Here is a 21,665-nt window from a genome sequence, read left to right on the forward strand (position 1 = left end):
TCATACCTCCGGAACGGTCAGGTCGGTCACGGCACCATCCACATGCAGCGGGGCGCCGGTGAGCAATTGCAGAGCCTCAAACGACAGGGCGGCGAGCTTTTCGCGCAGCACGAACCGACCGCCCTCGATGTCGATGACCGCCAGCGAGGTATAAACCCGCGTCACGCAGGCCACGCCGGTCAAGGGCAAGGTGCAGGCTTCAACCAGCTTGGGCTTGCCGTCGCGGGTCACATGGTCGGTGATGACCGCCACGCGCTTGGCCCCATGGACCAGATCCATCGCGCCGCCGACGGCGGGCACGCCCTTGGGGCCGGTCGACCAGTTTGCCAGATCTCCGTTCTGTGCGACCTGATAGGCCCCCAGGATCGCGACATCCAGATGCCCCCCGCGCACCATCGCAAAGCTGTCGGCGTGGTGAAAGAACGCGGTGCCGGGCCGGATCGTCACCGCCTTCTTTCCGGCATTGATCAGATCCCAGTCCTCCGCGCCCGCCGCGGGGGCCTCGCCGAAGCCGAGGATGCCGTTTTCGGTATGAAAGATCGCCTGACGCCCGGTGGGCTGGAAGCGGGCGACCATTTCCGGAAATCCGATGCCCAGATTGACATAGGCTCCTTCGTGGATGTCCTGCGCGGCCCGCCACGCGATCTGCGCATTTGTCAGCTTGTCAGTCATGCCGCCACCTCCGGGTATCGCGCCCCTGCGCGGTTCAGGTCCTCTTCCTGCGCCGGGTCCGGCACGTGGATGATCCCATCGACAAAGATCCCCGGCGTGATCACCGCCTCCGGGTCGATATCTCCCGGCGCGACCACATGGCTGACCTGCACGATCGTCCGCATCGCGGCCATCGCCATCAGCGGCGCAAAGTTGCGCGCGGCCATCCGGTAGGTCAGATTGCCCAGGTGATCCCCGGCCTCCGCCTTGATCAGCGCCACATCGGCTTTCAGCCAGCGCTCCTGCACATAGGACCGGCCGTCGAATTCGGCCACGGGCTTCCCCCGCGCCAGGTCGGTGCCGAACCCGGTGGGGGTATAGAACGCCGGGATGCCCGCCCCGCCTGCGCGGATGCGTTCGGCCAGCGTTCCCTGCGGGACCAGCTCAAGGTCGATCTGCCCGGCCAGATAGCGCTCGGTGAACACCACCGGGTCTGCCGAGCGCGGAAAGGAACAGATCATCCGGGCCACCATGCCCTGCTCGATCATCGCCGCGATGCCGACATGACCGTTGCCGGCGTTGTTGTTGATCACCGTCAGGTTTCCGGGGCTACCGGTCGTCACAAAGCGGTCGATCAGGGCGTGGATGAGTTCGATCGGCGCGCCGGAGCCGCCAAACCCGCCGATCATTACCGTGGCACCGTTCGCGATTTGGGCCGTGGCCGCCGCCAGCGTTGAGATACGCTTGTCCATGAATGCTCCTCCGTATGGGGAGGGCTTACGGCGCGATAACAAACAAAGCTATCAGGTTTGGTCACATGTTGAGGTTTGTTCGGACTGCGATTATTTCTGATCGCATGGCGAACAGAACCGACATTATCGGATCATTGGGCAAGGGACTGCAGGTGATCGAAGCCTTCGGCGCCGAGCGACCCCGCATGGCGATTTCCGAGGTGGCGGAGGCAACCGGCTTGGATCGGGCCACCGCCCGGCGCTGTCTGCTGACCCTGCACGAGTTGGGCTATGCTGATTACGACGGGAAGTTTTTCACCCTGACCGCGCGGGTGTTGCGCCTAGGCATGGGGGCCTTGGCAGCGATGCCCTTGGCGCAGCTGGTCCAGCCTTGGCTGGACCAGTTGTCCGACCGGATCGGCCAATCGACATCCGTGTCGATCCTTGACGGCACCGAGATCGTCTATCTCGCCCGCGCCGCGCAGCGTCGGGTGATGTCGATCGGGCTGATGCCCGGATCACGCCTGCCCGTGCATTGCACGTCGATGGGGCGCGTCCTGCTGGCCGCCCTGCCCCGCGATCAGGCCCTGACGCTGATCATGACATCCGATCTGACGCCCCGGACCGCCCACAGCCTGACCGACCCCACCGAGATCATGGACCGGATCGACACTGCCCGTGTAGACGGGTACGCCGTCATCGATCAGGAGGTGGAGCCGGGACTGCGGTCCATCGCCGTCCCGCTGTACTCGGTGCATGGCCGGGTCATCGCCGCGGTCAATACCGGGGTCGCCGCGGTTCAGACCGATGCCGTGGATCTGGTCGGGCTGTATCTCGATCCGCTCCTGAAGGTTCAGGAGGGCCTGCGACGCGTGCTGCGATAGCGCGACACGCCAAATTGCCGCAGATACCGTTAGCTACTGTCGCGTTACCCTTAATTCCGGCACACGGCGCATTGAGCAGCGTTTGTTGCCCTTAGATATGACGTTCAGACGCCAGCTTGCGGAAGTTTTTCCCTTTCCGCAGGACAATACGATCAACCGCTGCAAAAAGACGGGGTTCCAGTTCGAACGTACGAGGCATGGCAACTCTTGCGTCCTAGTCGAGGCCAGTGCTGAACATTGTCGCCTTGACCAGTGGACGTAACTTAGCCACGGCGAAGGCAGAAAGGCAGAAGAGTTTCACGTCGGGTTTGAGCCTAAAAAAGGCAAAAGCCGTATGTGCGTGAACGGACTTAAGCGCGTTGGCGTAGATAGCTGTACAAGCGGTCGAGGGACCGATGCCCGGCGCAGCGCCTCAGCACCAGCATCGCCACAGTCTCCGTCATTACCTTCCATCGATACCAACCGTCCAAATCCGCGCACCCTATGTCAGATTTAACAACAAGAATGTCGAGTTTAATGGCAAGATACCGTTTTTAGTGGCAAAGCCGCCCAATTGATTTATTTGACTTTTCTATACCGCATTTAAGGGCTATGCGACAGCCGGTGATGCACCGCCTGTTCTGGACGAGGATGAGGCGGAAGCAGAGAGGCTCGTCGATGCAGGCGCGGAAGCCGAAGATGAGCCGGCGGCCCGGGTCGCGACGGAAGCCCTTGTCGCAGCGGAGAGCAGTGATGCTAACTGACGGAAGCCCTGCTGACGATGGACTGCTTTGGCAGTATGACCCTTGCAGGACACATCAAACCCTGTGAGGTGGCAGTCCCGGCATTCGGCGGAACTGAACCGATGAGTATTGAATATCCCAAATGGTGAGTTAATTTAGATAGCATACCGCATAGGTTGTGTCGCTAGATGCTTCAGGCTTTTACGGGGAGGGTTCTGGCTGTGACGATCATTGGCAAAGACTTCGCGACGTTTCTGAGAGCCGTTGAAGCGGCGGGACATGCCGCCAGTCCGGGCGACATTCTATGTGACTCGCTCAGACGCGCGCAGCTGGTCTGTCTTGTTGCGAACGCCTCGACAGCCGCGGCAGTGCTGACGCGAACCGCTGTACGCTGAGACCGTCCGTTTCTTGCGCTGAAGTAGCGCACAGAAGGCTGTGCCGCCGAAAGCTATGCTGTTTCCGCCCTGACTGCAGCCGTAAAGAAATCCGGGACGGCTACCGTAGGGTGGAGCCGCTCAGCCTTTTGGAGAAAGCGACTTGGACCAGATCAAGCCAGCACACCGGCTTTTCGTCAGTTGGAGACCGCCTTGTACAGCTGATCCTGTTGCCGGATAAGCTTCTCATAGAGTGCCCGATATTTGGTATTGTGGTTATAGGCTGATAGAGCCGACACGATCATATCAAGTTCGTCTTTTGTGGCGATGGCCATGATCACGTTGTTCCGCACGGTTGTCTCCGTCTTATTTTTTAATTTTTCGGCTATAACAGAGAGCGCACGCCTTGGTTGCACTGATTAACCGAAAGTTGATTTTCTGGCGGAAACGCGCTCAGTACGGGCTGGCACGCATTCAGATGGGGTATGACACCTGATGATGACGCGTCGCTCGTTGATATGCGCAGCCCTCTGCGCGAGCACTCCGCTGCTCCGTGCCGCGTTCGCGGACGATCCGCCGACACAATGGCAACAATGGCAGCGCCGCTATGTCAGTTCCGGCAGGGTGGTCGACGCACAGCAACGCGGCATTTCTCATTCCGAGGGACAAGGATATGGTCTCCTGCTTGCTCAAGCGCATGGTGATCGCGAAGCGTTCGATGAAATCGACGCATGGACCCGACAACACCTTGCGATCCGCGATGATCGCCTGATGGCTTGGAAATGGCAGCCAGGTGCGGGCAACAATATCCCTGACTGGCACAATGCCACCGACGGCGATCTTTTTCGTGCCTGGGCACTGCTTCGAGCCGGACGGGACTCTGGGTGGACAGAGTATACTTACGCCGCTCTCAGAATTGCGCGAGATATTGCACGCCTTTGTCTTGCTCCCGATCCAAGGGCAGCGAATGGACCCCTGCTTCTGCCAGGCGCCGAAGCAAGGCGTGCCAAAAAACGTGTGCTGATCAATCCATCCTACATCATGCCACGTGCCCTGCGTGAGTTGGGGGAAGCTGCGGGTGAGCCTGCGCTCGTTCAGGCAGCCGATCATGGAGAAACCGTACTTGCCGAACTGGCAGCCACTGGCTTCCTGCCAAACTGGGTGGATGTAACACGGGCAGGTTTCGCAAAGCCTGTAGAGCATGACTTTCGATGGGGATATGACGCTCTCCGCATCCCTCTTTATCTGACCTGGTCGAACAGAACCGATCACCCGGCAGTGCGTTCAGCAGCGAGCCATATGAGCGACGGTGCCTTGCCGGGACATGTCGTTGTTGAGGCGACACCACAGGGGGAGGTGTTACAGGCCAGCGACCGCGCAGGATTCACCGCTATTCGACGCTTGATAGACTGTGCAAATATTGATGTTTCATCAGCCGTCATTGGTGCTGACTACTATTCCGATACCCTGCTGATGCTCATTGAGCTGGCCTTCCGGGAAGGGGAATGCAACACGCCGGCGCAATAAGGGAATGCACCTCTAGATGGCAGTGACCGGCATGAATTACTTGCTTAAGCTGAACTGAAAGAAATTATCAGCTTGGATCGCAGCCTTATGAGATACAGCAGACCAGTTATCGGCATCCTTCTGATCATCCTGTCGGTCTGGGTGATCGTGGGCGAACAGATGTCCGGGGCAAGCGCGGATGCGGTGGTCAACGCGCCGGTTGTCACGATCAGGTCGCCGGTTGCCGGAAACCTGACGATCCCCGAGCGACAGCTGGGCGGCCGGGTCACGCAAGGCGAGGTGCTGGCCAGCATTGAAGACCCGATCGCCGATCGCGTCAGGCTCAACGATCTGCTGATGGAAGTCCGGCTGGAGGAGGCTGCGCGCGCTCAGATCGCAACTCTACTGGCAGAAACCAGTGCGATCCGCGATGACCTGGACCGGCGTGCGGACATCTTTCGCACGAACCGGCTAGAGGAGCTGCGAACGCGCCTGACGCACGCCCGATCGCGTCTGGCCATTCTGGAGCAAGAGCAAGCCACCGTGCCTGACCCGCGCCTGCTGGACGCGGTCGAGGAGAACGACCAGCGCCTGCCTGCCGAACCGAGGCTGGATGCGCTCGTGCTTGATCATGCGCGCGAACGCGTGGCGATCCTGCAGATCGCGCTTGGCGCCGCGCAACAGGGCGTGTTTCTGGGCGACGGCTACAACGACGCGCCCAATGCCGAACAGCGCAGCGTCGAATTGCGCAGCGAAATCGCCACCCTGAACACGCGGCTGGCCGAAGCCAATGCCAGGCTAACCGCGGTCGGTGAGCGCGCCGACCGCGAACGTCTGCGGGTCAACAGCCAGATCGGCGGCGACCTGCAAAGCCCTGTGACCGGCATCTTCTGGGATGTGCTTCAGGCTGACGGGGTCAACGTTCAGCGCGGCGATCCGCTGCTGCGGCTCGTAGATTGCAATTCCACGGTGGTGACCCTGTCGGTAACTGAGCGCACCTACAACGATCTGGCCGTCGGCCAGCCCGCGCGCTTTAGACTTGCAGGCTCTTCTGAAGTCCATGATGCCACCGTGGCACGCCTTGCCGGAAGCGGCGCCGCTGCGATCTATCAAGCGATGGCGGTCGCCCCCAGCCAGCAACACCTGGAACGATTCGACGTGGCACTGATCGTTCCTGCACTTCGCGACGGGGGGGCGGACAACTGTGTCATCGGCCAGACGGGCCGTGCCTTCTTTGAAACGCGCCCGCTGGACAGCCTTCGCGGGCTCTTCAACTAAGATGCCGGACATCCTGCTTCTCAGCCAGCTCGGATCCAGCGCAGTCCACCTGCTGCTGGTCCTGGGCGTTGGGCTGATGCTGAGGTCCTGGGTGGATGTGTACAGCACCCTGCACCGCGCGATCCTGCTGGGCATCGGCTTTCTGCTGGCGGTACGCTATATCTGGTGGCGGGGAACCGAAACGCTGGCGTCACCCGGCCTGACTCTGGACATGCTGGCCAGCTGGTCGCTGTTCGCGCTCGAGTTTCTTGCGCTGATGGGATCGGTCAGCGCTTTTGTGATCATGTCGCGCATCAAGATCCGCAGCGCCGAAGCGGACGCCCATGAGACTTGGTGGGGTGAAACCGAACCACGGGTCGCCATCCTGATTGCCACGTATAATGAGGACCTGGAGGTTCTAGAACGCACCATCATCGGCGCCAAGTTCCTGCGCCATCGGAACAAGGAAGTCCTAGTTCTTGATGACAGCCGCCGGGACTGGCTTCGCGACTATTGCGCGCAACAGCAGGTCCGATACATGCGTCGTCCAGACAACAAGGGGTCCAAGGCAGGCAACATTAACCACGCGCTGGATCGTCTGGCCGAAGACCCGGTTCCACCAGATTTTGTGGCTGTTCTGGACGCTGACTTCGTTCCCCATCGCGGCTTTCTGGGGCGCAGTCTGGCGCTGTTTCATGATCCCGACGTGGCACTGGTCCAGACCCCCCAGCACTTTTTCAACGCCGACCCAATCCAGCACAATCTCGGGATAAGCCAGTCCTATCCCGACGAACAGCGGTTCTTCTTCGATCACATGCAGCCCTGTCGTGACGGGTGGGGGATCGCCATCTGCTGCGGTACTTCGTCCATTTGCCGTTGGTCCGCGCTTCGCGAGATTGGTGGCTTTCCGACGGAGAGCGTAACCGAAGATTTCATGCTGACGCTGGCCTTGCAGGAACGCGGGCTCAAGACCGTCTATCTGTCCGAACCCCTGACCGAGGGCCTGGCCCCCGAGGGGCTCAAGGAATATGTGACGCAGCGCGCCCGCTGGTGCCTGGGGCTGATGCAGATTGCCCGCTCCAGCCTGGGTCCGCTGTCAGCCAGCAAACTGCGCCTACGCGATCGCTGGAGCGTCATCGACTCGATCTTTTTCTGGATGACCAGCTTTCCGTTCCGCATCGCGGTGGTCGTCTATCCGTTGCTGTACTGGTTCTTCAACATCATCGTGGTGGACGCGTCCCTGCCCGACGTGATCACGTTTTTCGGATGTTATTTCCTGTGGTCATTTCTGGTCCTTCGGACGCTGATGCCGGGAATGTTCGTCCCGATCCTGCATGATGTCAGTCAGCTGATCGGCGCGATCGCGATCAGCCGCGCGGCGTTCACTGGCATGTTCCGACCCAAGGGGCATCCGTTTTCAGTTACGGCAAAAGGGGGCGACCGCACCAAGGTCACGGTCCAGTGGGCCTTGATGCGGCCGTTCTTGGTACTGCTGGTACTGACTGTGCTGGCCCTGACCGTCGGCATCGTATCCGACCGGTTCGCCTTCAACGACGCGGGCGACGGAAAATGGGTTGTGATCTTCTGGACGATCTACAACGTGTTCGTGCTGACACTGACGGTTCTGGCGTGCATCGAGCTGCCGCGCCAAGAACGCCATATCGCGGACCTGCCGGACCGTGCGGTCTTCATCGTCGACGGCGATATCCGTCGTCAGTGGATCAGCGCGATGAACATGGACGAAGCACGGCTGCGCGGAAAAATCTATCCCGCAGGCACCGAGGCCAAGCTGCGGATCGCCAAGATCGGCGACATTCCTGTAACCGTCATCGCCGAGACGGTGGACGGAAACCGCGTGCGCCTGACGCCGACACCGGACCAGCGCGAAGCCCTAATGCTGCGTTTTTATGCCGAGGGCGCGGCCCCAGGCACAGGGCGAGCACAGCTTGGCGGCATCCTGGCGGGTATGGGTCGGCGACTGTCGTTCAGCTCTCGCCGCTGACTGGATCGCGCTGGAGGCGTGCCAGCGCGGTTGACAGCTGTGCCGCCTCGACCGTGATGCGGCTGTTGGCGGGGTAATTCTGCGACCCTTCGGCGATTTGTTCAGCGGATTTCGCCAAGCGTGAAAGAGGTGCGAGAATAAGGCGCGAGTAGATCATGGTGATGAGAAATACCAACGCCAGAGCCACGAGAGCGGCGTAATGAGCCCCGTTGCGGATCAGGTCGACGCCGAAACTCACGCTTTTGGCATCCAGTCGACCAATCATCCGCCATCCGAAGCTCGGCAGGTCACCAGACGTAACTTCTGGCACGATCGTCGAGAAGTAGTCGCGGCCGTCAGGCCAGGTCTCCCGTCCCTCGGCGCTTATTCCTGTCTGGGCGGTCCGCAAAATCTGCAGGTCGGCTTCTGTCGGTGCCTGATCTGTGGACGAGGCCGATATCGTACCGCTCGGATTTATGAGGTAGAGATCAGTGCCGAACCTCTCCGAAGTTTCACGCAGATAGTCAGCGAGCCAGTTGGCGTTGATGTGCATGCCGATGACGCCTGAAATATCACCGCTTTCATCCTGCACCGGACGTGCCAGATCGATAAAGCGCAGGGGTTCGTCACTGTTGCCACCGAGCAGTTGGGCGAGCAGAACCGCATCATGTACATCGCCCGCAAAACCACCCGTCAGACCGTTGCGGTACCAAGGGCGTTCGCTGACATCCTGCCCCACCAGAAGATCGTTTGTTGCCGAAACCACGATCCCACTGAGATCGGCGTAGCCGACCCATGAAATACGGGTGGGATTACCCCCTGCGCCTGTCATCAGATATGATAGTTGATCGGGGGTCAGCTTGCTTGCCTGCTCGGTAAGGAAGATGAGATTGTGCCAATCGCGCTCCAGCATTCGGGCAAGCTCACCCGCCGCGGCAGTCGTGCGGAAGCGTGAGGCAAATGCCAACGTACTGTCGGTGAAACGATCGCCCCTGAGATAGACGAAGGCGGCACAGACGACGGTGACGGCCGCTAGGCAGGCGAGGCAGAAGAGAACGACCGAGCGCCGCAGCGTCATGAGATGCGCTGATGTCATTTCAAACCTCAAAATGTGTTGATGGAAAAGCCGGCAAACAACTCCTCGGAGCTGAGCTTGTATCCGACCCGCAGACTGACCGAGCTCCCGGCCAGTCGCTTCTGCACGGCCACTGTGGTTTCGCTGTAGGTCTCGCTGGCGCCACGCGACAGCTCGATACCGAGATCTGCCGGTGCATAGGTGACTTGGGTCAGAAGAAACCAGGAATTGTAGACCGTACTCGCCTCGCCCAAGAAATACGCCGAGCCGAAATCGGTTGGAAAGTAGCGGTCAGCGACCAGCCTCAGCCCCGCTTCGAAATCATCGCCCTCTCCATCGTCGTCTTGATAACCCACTGTCGGCCCCACCTTCAGGGAAACAGGCGCGTTTAACGGAAGGGCATAGGCGACGCTGACAGAGCCTGAGCGGCCGTCCTCGTAATCGGCATAGCTAATGCCGTATGCAAAGGATCCCCGGGACACAGCACCCACGGCAGTTTGCGTCTGACCTCCGATGTCGATCTGGAGGAACTCGCCATCCGCCAGTACTGGCTGGACAAGGAAGGCCCCGGCAATAATCGCGGAGAGGAGAACTGTCCTGTGGGGCATGGTCGCCTCATGAGTGAATTTAAGCCATACTATGCACGTAATGCGACTGCATCCTAGGGGGGAATGGGATTTGCATAGTTGTGTGGGCATCGGCAATACGAGGCATAAACATCCGACAGCTGTGGCACCCAATACCGCGATAGGACCTGTACTAGCTCACGTTGAACGGCTGGCGCAAATTGTTACCAGCCATCCCGGCCCGTTGCAGACACTTTAAACCATCGAGCGTGCAAAGCGGCAGCGGGACGATGCCACGTTCCATCGCGACGGACGGGCATGACTGTTAGTGCAGCGCAGGTCTAGAAGCGCAATCGTGGCTTTGATAACAAACCAACTGGTTAGGCTGGCGGCCTGCTAAGTGCACGAGACGCAATTTCAATATAATGGGAAAGAAAATTTTCCGTAGCGGCCTGGGCCCAAAAGATTCTGTGGATTGAAATATTCAAGCCAACTTGCGAACGGCAGTGTCGCCACAAAGCTCAATATTTGAAGTATGAACAGCACTACCGGCAGAATAATCAGCACTAGGGTACATGCCCAAATGAACGCCAACAAAAGCTCGATCCTGATCTGCCTTAGCTTTTGCATTCGCACGCCTTTGCTTTAACGTCAGCGAGCCTTTGCTGGCGATTAGATCAATAGTCTCAAGCTCACTGATCATGCGCATGATACGCATACGAATGAAGGCTTCATCCTCGGTTCTAATATCGATACGTGAAATGCCGGTCCTGCAGGCGCTGATGACTGCCTTTGCATGGGCGAGATTCGCTGCTAGATCCTTGCTGGTATTCACCCGATAGTCCATCATCTGCTCCTTAAGCTCCATGTCGCTATATGCGACGCATCCTAAGGAAGAGATAATTTACGAACAGGTTGATGTGGTCGTTGGCGATTTTAGCAGGTTGCTGAATTAGCCGCCGATCAGGAAGGTGTTTCTTGAGGTCGTCGGAGCTGACAGCGGATACCACGGCTCACGGACCCTCTGATCGACGACCGATTTTTCCCCGCGACCTCATCCGGCCAGCAACCGCAGCAGTCGGGCAAGGTTGCTGGCTGCCATCGTCAAGGTGAACTGAGCACCCACTCGTTTTATGCCCCGCAGCATGGTCTGTGCGACGAACCACCGGAAGATGTAGATTATACCGCATTTGCTCTATCATCTGCCGCTCTGAGCGGACCGAGAACAGGATCTGCAGCAGGCAGGCCCGGATCAGTCGCTCCGACGCAATCGAAGGACGGCCGAAATCGACATAGAGCGCCGCGAAATCTGCATCCAAGCTGAACAGGGCATCGTTGACGACCTGCCGGATCTTGTGTAGCGGATGCCGAGCCGAAATGCGCTCCTCAATGTCGACATAGTTGAACAGCGATCTGCTCGTCTCGTCCACATCCCGCATGGCCTTCCCCATCAGACCGCCCGGAAAGTGAATCATGTTACGGTTTCAGCGTTCAGAAGAGCGTTTTTCAGCAGCGTGTCAAATGCACAGGAGGCGAGCCTGCTACAGTGCCAAATGGTTACATAAGGTTTATCTGAGTTGGAAAAATCGCTGGCCAGACAGTCGCTCCTCCCAAAGCCGCTGCCTGACCGGCATGTAATGTATCGCCAATTGCTTGGCTCGGAACGCCTGTTTATTTGGGCAGGTCTGTTTGTGGCCGCTCCCAAGCAGGGCATCTGCGCTTTCATGCCAGACAATACCCGACCGTCGTCGTTTGAACGTGGAAGACCACCGTGCCTGGCCCGCCTGTCGAGAGACACGTTCAGCGTGGCGGGCAGTTTGCCGGGCCGCCCAAGCAGCTTACGCACGGCGCATATTCAGCACCGTCGCAGAGGGGTTGATCGATGCGCCAGGACCCCGCAGATGCAATCAACACATCAAAGGCGCGAAATTCCTGACAGCGCTGCCAGGCGGGCGGAGATGATCTGCTCACGCGTCTCGCAAACATGAATGATCTGCTGAGATCCCCGCTGGTACAGGGCGAGGATGGTGGCGCCCTCGGGGCCGTTGTCGATATTGAACTCGGTACCTGCCTCGAACTGTATCACCACGGGGTTTTTGTCGGGCATTCTGGTCAGCGTCATCCGGGGCATAACTTGCCACTCCCTGCGCAAAACTAAGATCAGGCATGATACTGAACCAGTTAGTTTGTTAAGTCATGTCTTTTGTAAGAGCTAATTGCGTTCTCAGATCCCGATAGACGTCCGAACCGCAGGAGATTATCGGTCGGGGTGCTATCGCGACTGCCTTGTTGCCTTTCGACTGCTTCCGGATGCGTTGCGCACTTGCCCAGAGCAAGCATTCCGCGTCGCACCGTACATGGCCCTAATCATGGCCACCTGAATGTCCAACCTGTCCCGCAGATCGCGGTAGATCGCGTTGTGGTCATAGGCTGTCAAGGCAGTCTCGATAAGCGTTTAGTCCTCACCGGAGATGGACAGGCGAAGCGTCGTCTCATTCGGAACACGCGGCATACTGGTGACCTCAAACAACTACACGCTGAATGTAGGGCAACTCTGCACGTTGTGTACTTGGCTATATGTACAGGAATGATGGGTGCCTGAAGCCGTCGATTGCAACGAAGCTACGGCCGCCAACCAGCATGTACGTATCCTTGATGACCCGCCCCACTGTGCCGCCGGTATAGTCGATCGGGTTGACTGTCCGTTCAGTAATCCGGCTATCGGGAAACAGGCCTGTGTCGAATTCTGCAGCTCGCTGGCCCGACCGCCACGAGTGATCGCATTTCGGGCTACCCCTTCATCTCATTTGTAATCGATAAACCACGATTACTAGAACGCCGCGCATCGCGGGTCGCGTTAACCTTGCAGAAAATGCAAATCTGTACGGTCGGGAAACCCCTGTGAAAGGAGCTTCCCGTGATCACGTTCAGCATTCGAGGCGATCAACTGATCGTCGATCCCGCCGTCGGCACCAACTCGTCCCAAGGCACGGCGACGGTGCAATGGGGCCGCCAGGTCTGGGCCAAGGACCACCGCATCGAAATCACCGCCATCAACGAAACGGGGACGGAGCTGACCGGCAGAAGCGGTATCACCGGGCTGAAGGTCTTTGACGGATCGGGCAAGCAGGTCGCCGAGTACCGGCCGATGAACCCCGGCCAGACCGCTAACATCCAGAGCGACCTGTCAGGGCTGGGGGATGATTATGCCCGGATCAACACGTCGGTGATGCAGCCTGCACTGGGGTCGCCCTGGATCGGGCCGATCATGATCACGAATGGCGACAATTCGTTCGCGACGCTGCCGCAGACATTCCCCGTGGGCAACGGCGCCTATGATATCGCGCCCGCGCTGTCCCGCCCCCTGGTGGCGCCCTGCTTTGGGCCGGACGTGCATGTCGATGTCGCCCGTGCGGGCGTGATCCCGGTGCGGGATGTCCGGGTGGGCGACGCGATCCTGACCGCCGACGGGCGTCAGCCCGTGCTGTGGACGGATCGGCGACACTGTTCCGGCAAGACCCCGCAGGACTGGCCCGTCGATCTGAACGGAGAGCTGTTCTCTCCCCTGCACAGGATCCTCTGGCACGGGCGGTGGGCCAAGGCCAAGCACCTTGCCGAGGCCGGGCGTGCCACGCTGCGTCCCGATCACGGCCCGATCGACTATCACCACATCCTGTTGCCGGTGCATTCGGTCATCCTGACCGCCCGCAACCGCGTCGAGAGCCTGCTGATGACACCCTATTCCCTCGGCCTGTGGGATCACGCCCCTGCCCTGTGCGCGCATGACGGTGCATCGACCCGGCTGACCCACGACGAATGGCGACGTGGAGAACTGCTAAGTCAGGAACGGCGTGCCGGTGCGGCGGCGACAGCGTCTCATGGTCATGATAGATACTTCCATCGGGTGTCATAGCAGTATGGCAGTGCTAGAAGTATTGATGCCCATTTGCAATAAGCGGTATCTTATACCTTCTTGGCTCTTCGTGCTGTCAGATAATGAATTCATTCTCAACCGAAGCTGAGTTGAATTGTTCATCGAGGAATGATCCCCCTCTGATTGTGAATGCAGAGTCGTAAAGGAAAAAGAGTATGGGTTAGCTCAATCGTTTTCTTGAACGCTTCGACTCAGCTTAACCAGTCACCAGTCACGGCTTTCCCCGGCTCTGTAAAATGGGCAGTGGCCGAATTTGCAATTAATCTCCTACGAGACCATACCTTATATTCCGTATCTGGACAGAAATAGTTCTGCAGCCTCGTTGGAAATCCTGACAAGCTGCGCATTGCCAAGCCTTTCTAGTCCTAGCATAATCGGATACTGTGCTTGTGCCATAACAAGGGTGCTTAATTGGAAAGCCGAATCGTCAATGTTATGGTGCTTAATTTCACCAGTAACGATCCATTTATCGATGATGGATTTCAGGGGCTCGGTGACATTTCTTGCGATTCCAGACGCATAATCCTGAGCCCCTTGTGGAAACCGTTCTACTTCTGATACCACCAGCCTAAGTAAACTTGGGCGAGGCTCGGATGTTGACCACTCCGCAAGATCATAAAGAATTTTAGCTAGTACAACCTTAGGCGGTTCATCGAGAAGTCGCTTAAAGGCTTTTCCTGAGAACGCCTGAGCCATCGTTATCTCAAGCATGTCAATAAACATGTAAGACTTGTCAGGGAAGTACTTATACATTGTCGCTTTAGAAGTCTTTGCCTCTCTTGAAATGTCGTCGACACTCGCACCTGCGTATCCGTCCCTCATGAATACCTTAACGAATCCATGACGAATTTGGTCAATCTTAATTTCTTGGTTTAATTCTTTGGGTGTTTTGGACGCTCTTTTTTTCAGCTGCATATATAAATGCCCTAGTTTACATTATGGCGCAAGGTCGTTCAGCCCAAGGGCAAATAGTAGCTGTTTTTGTTGTCATTCCGAAATGACAACATAGAAAACTGTCCTACAATCAAGAGAGGTCTTGCTCGCCTTACCCAAACTAACGCTACAACCGTAAAGTTGGGTTCCAAACCTTTTGCATCCAACAGGTGAGCGTGACGTATCATGCTGGACCACCCAGCCCGACGGCGTCAATATACCTCGTGCGCCATGCCGAGCGGCGAATGTTATGATGCACCGTAGCTATTATACTTGGATAAGAAAATGGGACGAGTGGGTCTCTCGCATGCGAGACGCAAGCGATCTACCGTTTCCTGCATGACCACAGGCCTAGCACGCTCCTCTGGGACGCGATCCCGATCGTACCAAATTTACAAACTGTCGCTGACCCGCACCAAACACGCCAATGGGATGGCACTCCGTGACTGCAATGAGCCAGCACGTCGTTAGTGCCTTTCGGCGCCGACCACGGACCACAGTATGCATCATAAGGATCCTTCATGAACACAGCGTCAAACAGGATGGCTGAGATACCCGAAACCTGAATCTGGCACATGGCGGCCGACAGCGTGTGCGCAAAACCATTTTACTGAAAGGCCCCGTTACCGAAGTCGCCCCCCTAGGGGGCAGTCAATGCGCAAGACGTTCATCTTAGCACTTAAAGGATAAAGTCCGAGGCGACGATCCGCTGCACGCCGGCTAACCAAACGGCAAAATCCTGTACGCCGTCCCCATCAAGGTCGGCACGAACCGAAATGCCGCGCCCCTCGCGGATCAGCCAAACAGCATGCTCCGCAGGTCCATTGGGGTTGAAGATCAAGGCCTGGTTACCTGCTCTGCTCAGATCGGCGTCTAGCCTGGAGACGTCTATCTTATCCTCGCCTGGCGTGAAATCGACGATGACGTCCCGCCCCTGGCCTGGACGGCTGTCATTCTGAGTAAAAAATACGAATCTGTCGGCACTTGCGCCGCCATGCAGTCTGTCTGTGCCCGCCCCACCAGCAATGGTATCCCGGCCGACCCCACCGACCAGAATGTCGTTACCGTAACCGCCATCCAGATGGTCATCACCGGCATCACCATAAAGATGGTCGTTGCCTGAGTTGCCAAACAGTCGATCGTTTCCTGGACCGCCAAAGATTAGGTCATGGCCGTGATGACCAAAGACAGTATCGTTACCCCATCCGCCATACAGATGGTCATGGCCATCGCCACCGTGAAGCCAGTCGTTGCCTGACTTTCCAAGCATCCGATCATTACCCACCCCGCCCCAGAGTCGATCGTGACCATCGCCGCCATCCAGGATGTCGGCGCCAACACCGCCATTCAGGCGATCATTACCGCTGCCACCATAAAGAGCGTCATTCCCGGAATCTCCAAAGATCAGGTCGTTTTCTGATCCCCCGAAAATTGTGTCGTCGCCGGAGGACCCGTGCAATGTGTCATTGTCCGATCCCCCTGCGATGACGTCGTGACCCAATCCCCCGACGATTATGTCGTGACCTTTCCCGCCATCGATGGAGTCATTTCCACTACCGCCGAAGATGCGGTCATGACCGTGATACCCATCAATGTAGTCGTTCCCTTCACCGCCCTGAATCGTGTCGTCTCCCCGATTTCCAAAAATGAAATCATGTCCACCAAGACCGAAGAGACTTTGTCCATGATCGGGAGACCCTTCAATACGGTCGTTGCGGGCGGTGCCAGAGAAGCTGTGGTCTCTTGGGCTGAACCGATGCTCATATTGTGCCTCGACCGGCAGGAAGCGCGCCGGAATGAAATTAACGGGGTTCCGATAGACCACATCCGCCGACGCCGGCACGCCATCTGCCCATTCTTCGGGCCAGTAGATAAAATGGTTTTCCTCCGAGGACTCGGAGTTTCGCCCGTCGGACTGGATCGTCGGAGAGGCGTGCCGTGCACCCTCGAGGGCATAAAGAATGCGATTGTCGATGAGGATCCACTGCTGGCCGAGATGCTGGACAATCCGGACATTGTCGGGAAGATCGTTGAGGTTCACCCGGACATTCCCGATCCAGATCGAGTCCTGTGTCGGATCAAAATCGTCAATTCTTCCGGTAATTTTCTGGTCGCCCTGTGCTACCCCGGAGAAAATGAATCTGTCCGCCCCATGGCCACCAAATACATGGTGCCCAAACCTGTTGGCGTAAGTGTCGTAATTGTAGCGAGCCATGCCTAGATAGAAGGTGTCGTTGCCCCAATCTCCATAGGCATGAGTTTGGAATTGCTGTGGAAGCGGCGCTCCAAAACCAAACGTGTAAATAGTGTCATTACCGCGGCCTCCAGATATTAAGCCGCCCCGAACGCTTCCGAACAGCAGATCATCGCCGGCCCACCCGCGAATATCGACGACCCCATTCCCGCCGTGAATGGTATCAGCATGATCTGTCCCAATTACACCTGATCCTTCGTGTTCTGACGGATTATGAGATAGCGTCAAATCATGCTCCTTCAAAACAAATGAAATTCTATATGTTATGCTGAATCTGAGCAGCAGCAATTATCGCCATTCATATCGGAGACTAGAGCTTCTCAATTTTACAGATAATCCTCGGCATATCTATCCTCACCTTTCGCTACAAAATTGTCAAAAGAATAGGAGAGCCATGCAGGTATCCCGAGTGCGCCGACTGCTAGAGATGCAAGTGATCCAAAAAAATTGCCGCTAATCCCAAATATTACCACGGAGATAAAAATAAATGCTGAAATTGATGCAATGTGCGCAATAATTATATTAACTCTTAAGTCAATATTCAAGCTCCACCAAATTTTCGAAACTATAAATCTTAGCGAGAAAAGGACGGCGGATATTAAAACGGCAAACCCTCCAGCTACGGCATAAATGTAAGCGGCAAATATTAAGCCAGTGCCTGAAGCGAGAGACATCAATGCGGCGAACGTCCCGGTGACGATGCCCGCAATAATTATTGGAACCAGCATAGCGCCGCCACCCCCTTGCAAGGACCCTGTGACATCTCTTGGTTGATTAACTGTGATTCTACTCTGCTTATTAGTTAACGAACTGTCAAGTTCAATGCGGCTATACACAGCACTAGAGAGTTGCGACCGGTGAAAGGCCGGAGTTTCCGTGTAGCCCCCTAACCCACTGAATCTGAACATGGGCGTTGACTAAGGTGAGGATGCATTGGTTTCCATTCTGCGGCGCGCCTCACGGCCCGGAAAGGCAGTGGTGACATGAGCGACGCCTTCTGGCTGACTTACGCGCAGATGGCACGCACGGTCCCTTTTCTTCGAAAAATTGCACGGCAAGCCAAGCCATGATGACAGGCAAGTTCTCAGCGTGATTATTCCTATAATCGGCAGTGCCTTACGCTGGCGTGATGCACTTACCGCCTATGACCCTCATAAGACACTTTACAGCCGTTGGAGGCGTTGGAGAGGGAAGGGCATTTCCGCTCAGATGATGGCTGGACTAGCTGACGAACATGGTGAAGAGAAGACCGTGATGATAGATGCGACATACCTGAAGTCATATCGCACAACCACCAGTGTGGCCGTTAAAAACAGGGGGCGCGGTGACCTGATCGGCCCCAGTTCTTGGATCAGGAAAAAGTCCGGGGAACTGTTTCCCTGAGAACGGGCGGCATGAACACCAAGCTGCACGTCATTTGCGACAGCCATGGACGATTGTTCAGTCCCGGCATCTTGTGGATCGCCTTTAGGATGAGTCTGTCTGGTTCGGATGTCCAGATCTTGCAGATGTATTCGTAAGGCGTGAGGCCGCCGAGGGTCCTGAGCCGACGTGCGAAATTGCAAGCAGCCATGAAGTCGGCAAGATGGATCCGGAACTAGTTGAGTGTCCGGTGAAACGGGGCAAAACCAAGCCCGGCTGCAAAAATGGCGTTACTATTGCCTTAAAAGAGGATGCAGTAAGCTCGTGTTAAGAGCCTCTTGCTAACATCGTGGCAACGTCCCTCTGCGGCTACATAGCTGCTGCTTTGATTGTAAGGCTCAGATACTTATGGTGTTCTCAACGATATCTGCCGGCGCATTCGTTGTCCTGCTCGCCGTTGCGAGTCCCGCCGCTGCCTGCAACCAACAGCAATTGGTCCGCTCCACTGAGGCCGGTCTTGAACCCCTGTCGGTCTCTGCGCAGGAGATCGGCATGTGGCTGACCGCCTCATCTTTTTCCGGCGGCATCCGCTTCACATCTACTATGGATGGCCACGATCTCCGGCTCGACATCACAAGCTTTCCCGACCACGCACCTGAAGTGGGCTCCGTCAGGGCGATCATGCAGTTGGGTCGTCTGGCCGGCAGCGGGTTTGATCGGCTTCTCTTGGTAGACGGGCAAAAAGATCTTTTTGTGATCAGCGAGGCCGACCTGCGCAGCGTCGGCTGCCAATTCACGTGGCCTTCCAAAGCGCAGGTTGACCCGCTTATGCTGATGCGCCAGCTTGTCGGGGCCATCCGGGAAGAAAGCACGGGCACATCCATCAGGGAACTTTCAGGCTCAGGCTTAGTGATGACCAACACACAGGCAATGTCCATCGTGCAGGACGTCCTCAACGAGGCTTGGGTCGCAAGTGCTCGACGTAACGACAATAAGGTTTACAGGCCGGATGAGGACCCGCAGGATGAGCTGGCCAGCATCATGGCACCCGATATTCATGCACAAGCGCGACAAGTAGAGAAGCCGCTCGTTCTTAGCGGCCTTTAATACTTGCTAGCTTCTTTCAAAAGAAAGAGGGCCAAAAGAGCTTGGAAAGAATATCGACATTTCCGGGTGACATCCATCCTAATGTTCAGTCCCGGCAACTGTTAAGCTCAGAATTAGTTCATTGCTCCCCAGCTTTGGACCGCCGGATGCTGTAGTTTTCGGGGGGCAGAGCAGGGCAGAGCCGGGGCAGAGCAAGGCAGAGTATCGCTACACGCTGGTGGGCGGGCACCTGAGCCCCATACTGGCGGCATCGGGTCCGATGGCAGACTATTCGTCCCGTGACAGGCCTTGTTTTGGTTCGAAAGACTAGTTCTCGGAACAAGAGAATTGGAATGACCACAGACCACGTTAACAAGGTTACGTTCGAGGCTGGGGGTGACGCTTGGTTCCTTCCAGCCAATGGGACCACCACCGGGCGTTCTGTGTCCAGGAACTGAATCAGGTCCAGCCGTCAACGAGTGTTTTCCATTGGCCGAGCAGGGCAGCAGCCTTGTAATCGCCATGCCGTTCGCGCTCCGTTGAAGCGACAGACATCATCATTGCCACATTTTGGTTGTCCATTGCTCCTGGGCGAGTAAGCGTCGCGCGCAGGATGTTTAGCAAAACGCGCTCGGCCAACGCACGCTGTTCGATCTCATCCAGCAACTTATTGTTGGTATGCATCGTCATTCCTGATTTTATGTCACCGATGTTGCATGCAACCATATGTTTACACCTACGCTTAATCCACATACCCACGGCCGAGGGTTTCATGAGCCAAACGCGTATATTTTGATTTTTGTATGACCCCTGCAAGAGAACGAAGGTCCCAGTGGTGGATTCATCATGGATTAGGCACAAGGTCCAAACGTCGACGAGATGGACAACAAGGGATTACCACGCACACCGCTTGGCGCGGCCTCAAGCAATGCATGTTCTGCGTCCTAAGCCGTCATGCACGGCCGGATCTGGGACATGACGACATGACTATGGTGCTGGCGCAGTCGAAGCGTGTCGGGACACGCCTGTTCGGGGGTCAGACCTTACCCCTAGCTGAAGCATGATCAGCAAGAGAATATCAGTTTGAAGATGTCCGCAGCTTGCAGTTCACACTCCTTTGAAGGCGTAGTGGACCTGTCAGCCATTGTCTATCAGGCAGACGGCAACCTGCCGTTGGGTCGATTACCGCAAATTGGCTACTCCTCTCTTACCGACCTCGAAAACCACTGCCCACGAGCGATTAGCCGCCACAGCATTTCTCCGTGGGAACTGTAGAGCTATGAACTCCTTTTTCTCTCATATACCCATACCGCTATGACAATGAGAATTTGAGTATGAACATATCACGATTTGACCCGGTGGTTCTGGTTGTCGAGGATCAGGGGCTTTTGCGCATGACGGCTGTCTCGATCATGGAAGATGCAGGGTTTGAGGCGATGGAGGCCAAGAACGCGGAAGAAGCCTTGATTCTGCTAAGACGCTATCCTGACATTCTGGTCGTGTTCACGGATATCGACTTGAACGCTGAGAAAGACGGGATCTGGCTTGCTGAACAGATCAACAAGGAATGGCCGAAAATCGATGTCATCGTGACGTCGGCATACCCAAGACCAAGGAGCTACAATCCTGACAACGTCATCGCCTACTACGAGAAGCCTTACACCGAGAAAGATCTGATCAATCAGATCCAGAAGGCGATTTTTGGGTCGAGGCGTTTGGTCGCTCCAGTGCCGAGCTCGTAACGGCACCGGACATCGGCAGGTTACAGCTGTCCTTGCGAACCTTGGTGGACCCACGCTGATTTCAGGCTGATGGAGATGGCGATGCACGACGACCAAATGTCCCGCGCCAATCGGTAAGTGAAACAACCTTACAGACCGTGTTCACCGCACTGTCCGCAAGCCACCGCGTCGGCCAGTCTGGCCCGGAAGCGATGTAGCAGGACAGGCACCCGTACTTATGCGGGTTCATTTTATCGAGTTCGTTCCCACATTCATCGCAGAACCGGTAAGCGCACATCCGCCGAGAATCTCCATTTTGAGCAACTTCTTGCTTAACGCAGCTTTACTAACGGATCCATAATTATACTGCACAAATCTGGCCGGAATGTCTGAGCGGGCAAGTTTGTCACAGAGTTTAGGCAGGCACTCGGCTATAAGAGCCAGGACTGACAACCACTAGATGACGCTGGCGGCTAAGCCGCGGACCCAGAGGAAGCGGATCGGGCAAAGCTCGTAGCGTGTGGCAATCCGCCTCCAGTTCCGTAGTAAGGGTTAGGGTCAGGACTTCGGTAACGGGGTCGTTTCAGTCAAGCGGTTTCACGCATGCGCCGTTGTCCGCAGAGCAGCG

At 56.8% G+C, this 21,665-nt stretch carries 18 protein-coding genes and 3 pseudogenes; 8 read left to right on the forward strand and 13 right to left on the reverse strand.

The features are described from left to right. Both FHD67_RS13155 and FHD67_RS13160 read right to left on the reverse strand, forming a co-directional pair. Positions 1-672: a 3-oxoacid CoA-transferase subunit B gene (locus tag FHD67_RS13155; protein ID WP_139598946.1), complete on the reverse strand. Its 672-nt coding sequence runs from the start codon at positions 670-672 to the stop codon at positions 1-3. Beyond that, complete coding sequence (locus tag FHD67_RS13160; protein WP_139598947.1) at positions 669-1,403, reverse strand: 3-oxoacid CoA-transferase subunit A; 735 nt, start codon at positions 1,401-1,403, stop codon at positions 669-671. The genes FHD67_RS13155 and FHD67_RS13160 overlap by 4 nt, the downstream gene beginning before the upstream one ends. A gap of 104 nt (positions 1,404-1,507) precedes the next feature. On the opposite strand from FHD67_RS13160, the gene FHD67_RS13165 reads away from it, so the two are divergent. Continuing rightward, entirely contained in the window at positions 1,508-2,266 is a 759-nt protein-coding gene (locus FHD67_RS13165; protein ID WP_139598948.1) for an IclR family transcriptional regulator domain-containing protein, read from the forward strand. A gap of 1,293 nt (positions 2,267-3,559) precedes the next feature. On the opposite strand, the gene FHD67_RS20465 is transcribed toward FHD67_RS13165, so the two are convergent. Continuing rightward, positions 3,560-3,715: a hypothetical protein gene (locus FHD67_RS20465; protein WP_176695123.1), complete on the reverse strand. Its 156-nt coding sequence runs from the start codon at positions 3,713-3,715 to the stop codon at positions 3,560-3,562. 142 nt (positions 3,716-3,857) lie between these two features. Here FHD67_RS20465 and FHD67_RS13170 point away from each other — a divergent pair, with 142 nt between their 5' ends. The 3 genes from FHD67_RS13170 (at position 3,858) to FHD67_RS13180 (ending at position 8,127) form a co-directional block, all read left to right on the forward strand. Further along, the gene (locus FHD67_RS13170; RefSeq protein WP_139598949.1) at positions 3,858-4,889 is read left to right on the forward strand and encodes a family 8 glycosyl hydrolase; all 1,032 of its coding nucleotides are present in this window, start codon (positions 3,858-3,860) and stop codon (positions 4,887-4,889) included. A gap of 72 nt (positions 4,890-4,961) precedes the next feature. Then, positions 4,962-6,146, forward strand: coding sequence for an HlyD family secretion protein (locus FHD67_RS13175; protein ID WP_246071295.1), 1,185 nt, complete (start codon positions 4,962-4,964; stop codon positions 6,144-6,146). 1 nt (position 6,147) lies between these two features. Then, on the forward strand, positions 6,148-8,127 hold the full coding sequence (locus FHD67_RS13180) for a glycosyltransferase family 2 protein (protein ID WP_139598950.1): 1,980 nt from the start codon (positions 6,148-6,150) through the stop codon (positions 8,125-8,127). On the opposite strand, the gene FHD67_RS13185 is transcribed toward FHD67_RS13180, so the two are convergent. The 5 genes and pseudogenes from FHD67_RS13185 to FHD67_RS13205 all read right to left on the reverse strand — a co-directional run bounded on the left by FHD67_RS13185 (position 8,111) and on the right by FHD67_RS13205 (position 11,869). After that, complete coding sequence (locus FHD67_RS13185) at positions 8,111-9,184, reverse strand: cache domain-containing protein (RefSeq protein WP_176695124.1); 1,074 nt, start codon at positions 9,182-9,184, stop codon at positions 8,111-8,113. The genes FHD67_RS13180 and FHD67_RS13185 overlap by 17 nt on opposite strands. 26 nt (positions 9,185-9,210) lie before the next feature. After that, positions 9,211-9,789, reverse strand: a complete 579-nt coding sequence (locus FHD67_RS13190; RefSeq protein WP_139598952.1) for a hypothetical protein — start codon at positions 9,787-9,789, stop codon at positions 9,211-9,213. Positions 9,790-10,231: 442 nt separating this feature from the next. Beyond that, complete coding sequence (locus tag FHD67_RS13195) at positions 10,232-10,597, reverse strand: hypothetical protein (protein ID WP_139598953.1); 366 nt, start codon at positions 10,595-10,597, stop codon at positions 10,232-10,234. A gap of 306 nt (positions 10,598-10,903) precedes the next feature. Beyond that, positions 10,904-11,186: pseudogene (locus FHD67_RS13200) on the reverse strand (transposase); the annotation flags it as partial. Between the two features lie 476 nt (positions 11,187-11,662). Then, positions 11,663-11,869 carry a hypothetical protein gene (locus FHD67_RS13205; RefSeq protein WP_176695125.1) on the reverse strand — a complete coding sequence of 69 codons (207 nt, stop codon included), beginning with the start codon at positions 11,867-11,869 and terminating at the stop codon, positions 11,663-11,665. A 795-nt stretch (positions 11,870-12,664) separates the two neighbouring features. Here FHD67_RS13205 and FHD67_RS13210 point away from each other — a divergent pair. Further along, positions 12,665-13,660 carry a Hint domain-containing protein gene (locus tag FHD67_RS13210; RefSeq protein WP_139598955.1) on the forward strand — a complete coding sequence of 332 codons (996 nt, stop codon included), beginning with the start codon at positions 12,665-12,667 and terminating at the stop codon, positions 13,658-13,660. 303 nt (positions 13,661-13,963) lie between these two features. Here FHD67_RS13210 and FHD67_RS13215 read toward each other — a convergent pair whose 3' ends face one another. From FHD67_RS13215 to FHD67_RS13225, 3 genes are all read right to left on the reverse strand, one after another. Then, complete coding sequence (locus FHD67_RS13215) at positions 13,964-14,596, reverse strand: TetR/AcrR family transcriptional regulator (RefSeq protein WP_139598956.1); 633 nt, start codon at positions 14,594-14,596, stop codon at positions 13,964-13,966. Between the two features lie 697 nt (positions 14,597-15,293). After that, positions 15,294-17,156, reverse strand: coding sequence for a calcium-binding protein (locus tag FHD67_RS13220; protein WP_139598957.1), 1,863 nt, complete (start codon positions 17,154-17,156; stop codon positions 15,294-15,296). A 38-nt stretch (positions 17,157-17,194) separates the two neighbouring features. Beyond that, positions 17,195-17,596 (reverse strand): hypothetical protein, encoded by a 402-nt coding sequence (locus FHD67_RS13225; RefSeq protein ID WP_176695126.1) that lies wholly within the window; start codon positions 17,594-17,596, stop codon positions 17,195-17,197. Positions 17,597-17,851: 255 nt separating this feature from the next. On the opposite strand from FHD67_RS13225, the pseudogene FHD67_RS13230 reads away from it, so the two are divergent. Beyond that, a pseudogene (locus FHD67_RS13230) lies at positions 17,852-18,304 on the forward strand (transposase); the annotation flags it as partial. Here the strand turns inward: FHD67_RS13230 and FHD67_RS20930 are convergent. Continuing rightward, positions 18,220-18,456 (reverse strand): annotated as a pseudogene (locus FHD67_RS20930) (hypothetical protein); the annotation flags it as partial. The pseudogenes FHD67_RS13230 and FHD67_RS20930 overlap by 85 nt on opposite strands. Before the next feature lie 326 nt (positions 18,457-18,782). Here FHD67_RS20930 and FHD67_RS13240 point away from each other — a divergent pair. Continuing rightward, complete coding sequence (locus tag FHD67_RS13240) at positions 18,783-19,337, forward strand: hypothetical protein (protein ID WP_139598959.1); 555 nt, start codon at positions 18,783-18,785, stop codon at positions 19,335-19,337. A 438-nt stretch (positions 19,338-19,775) separates the two neighbouring features. Here the strand turns inward: FHD67_RS13240 and FHD67_RS13245 are convergent, their stop codons facing one another. After that, positions 19,776-20,000: a hypothetical protein gene (locus FHD67_RS13245; RefSeq protein WP_176695127.1), complete on the reverse strand. Its 225-nt coding sequence runs from the start codon at positions 19,998-20,000 to the stop codon at positions 19,776-19,778. A gap of 650 nt (positions 20,001-20,650) precedes the next feature. On the opposite strand from FHD67_RS13245, the gene FHD67_RS13250 reads away from it, so the two are divergent. Further along, the gene (locus FHD67_RS13250; protein ID WP_139598961.1) at positions 20,651-21,058 is read left to right on the forward strand and encodes a response regulator; all 408 of its coding nucleotides are present in this window, start codon (positions 20,651-20,653) and stop codon (positions 21,056-21,058) included. Positions 21,059-21,665 lie beyond the last annotated feature (607 nt).

The sequence above is a fragment of the Paracoccus haeundaensis genome (assembly GCF_006239215.1).
GTDB lineage: Bacteria > Pseudomonadota > Alphaproteobacteria > Rhodobacterales > Rhodobacteraceae > Paracoccus > Paracoccus marcusii.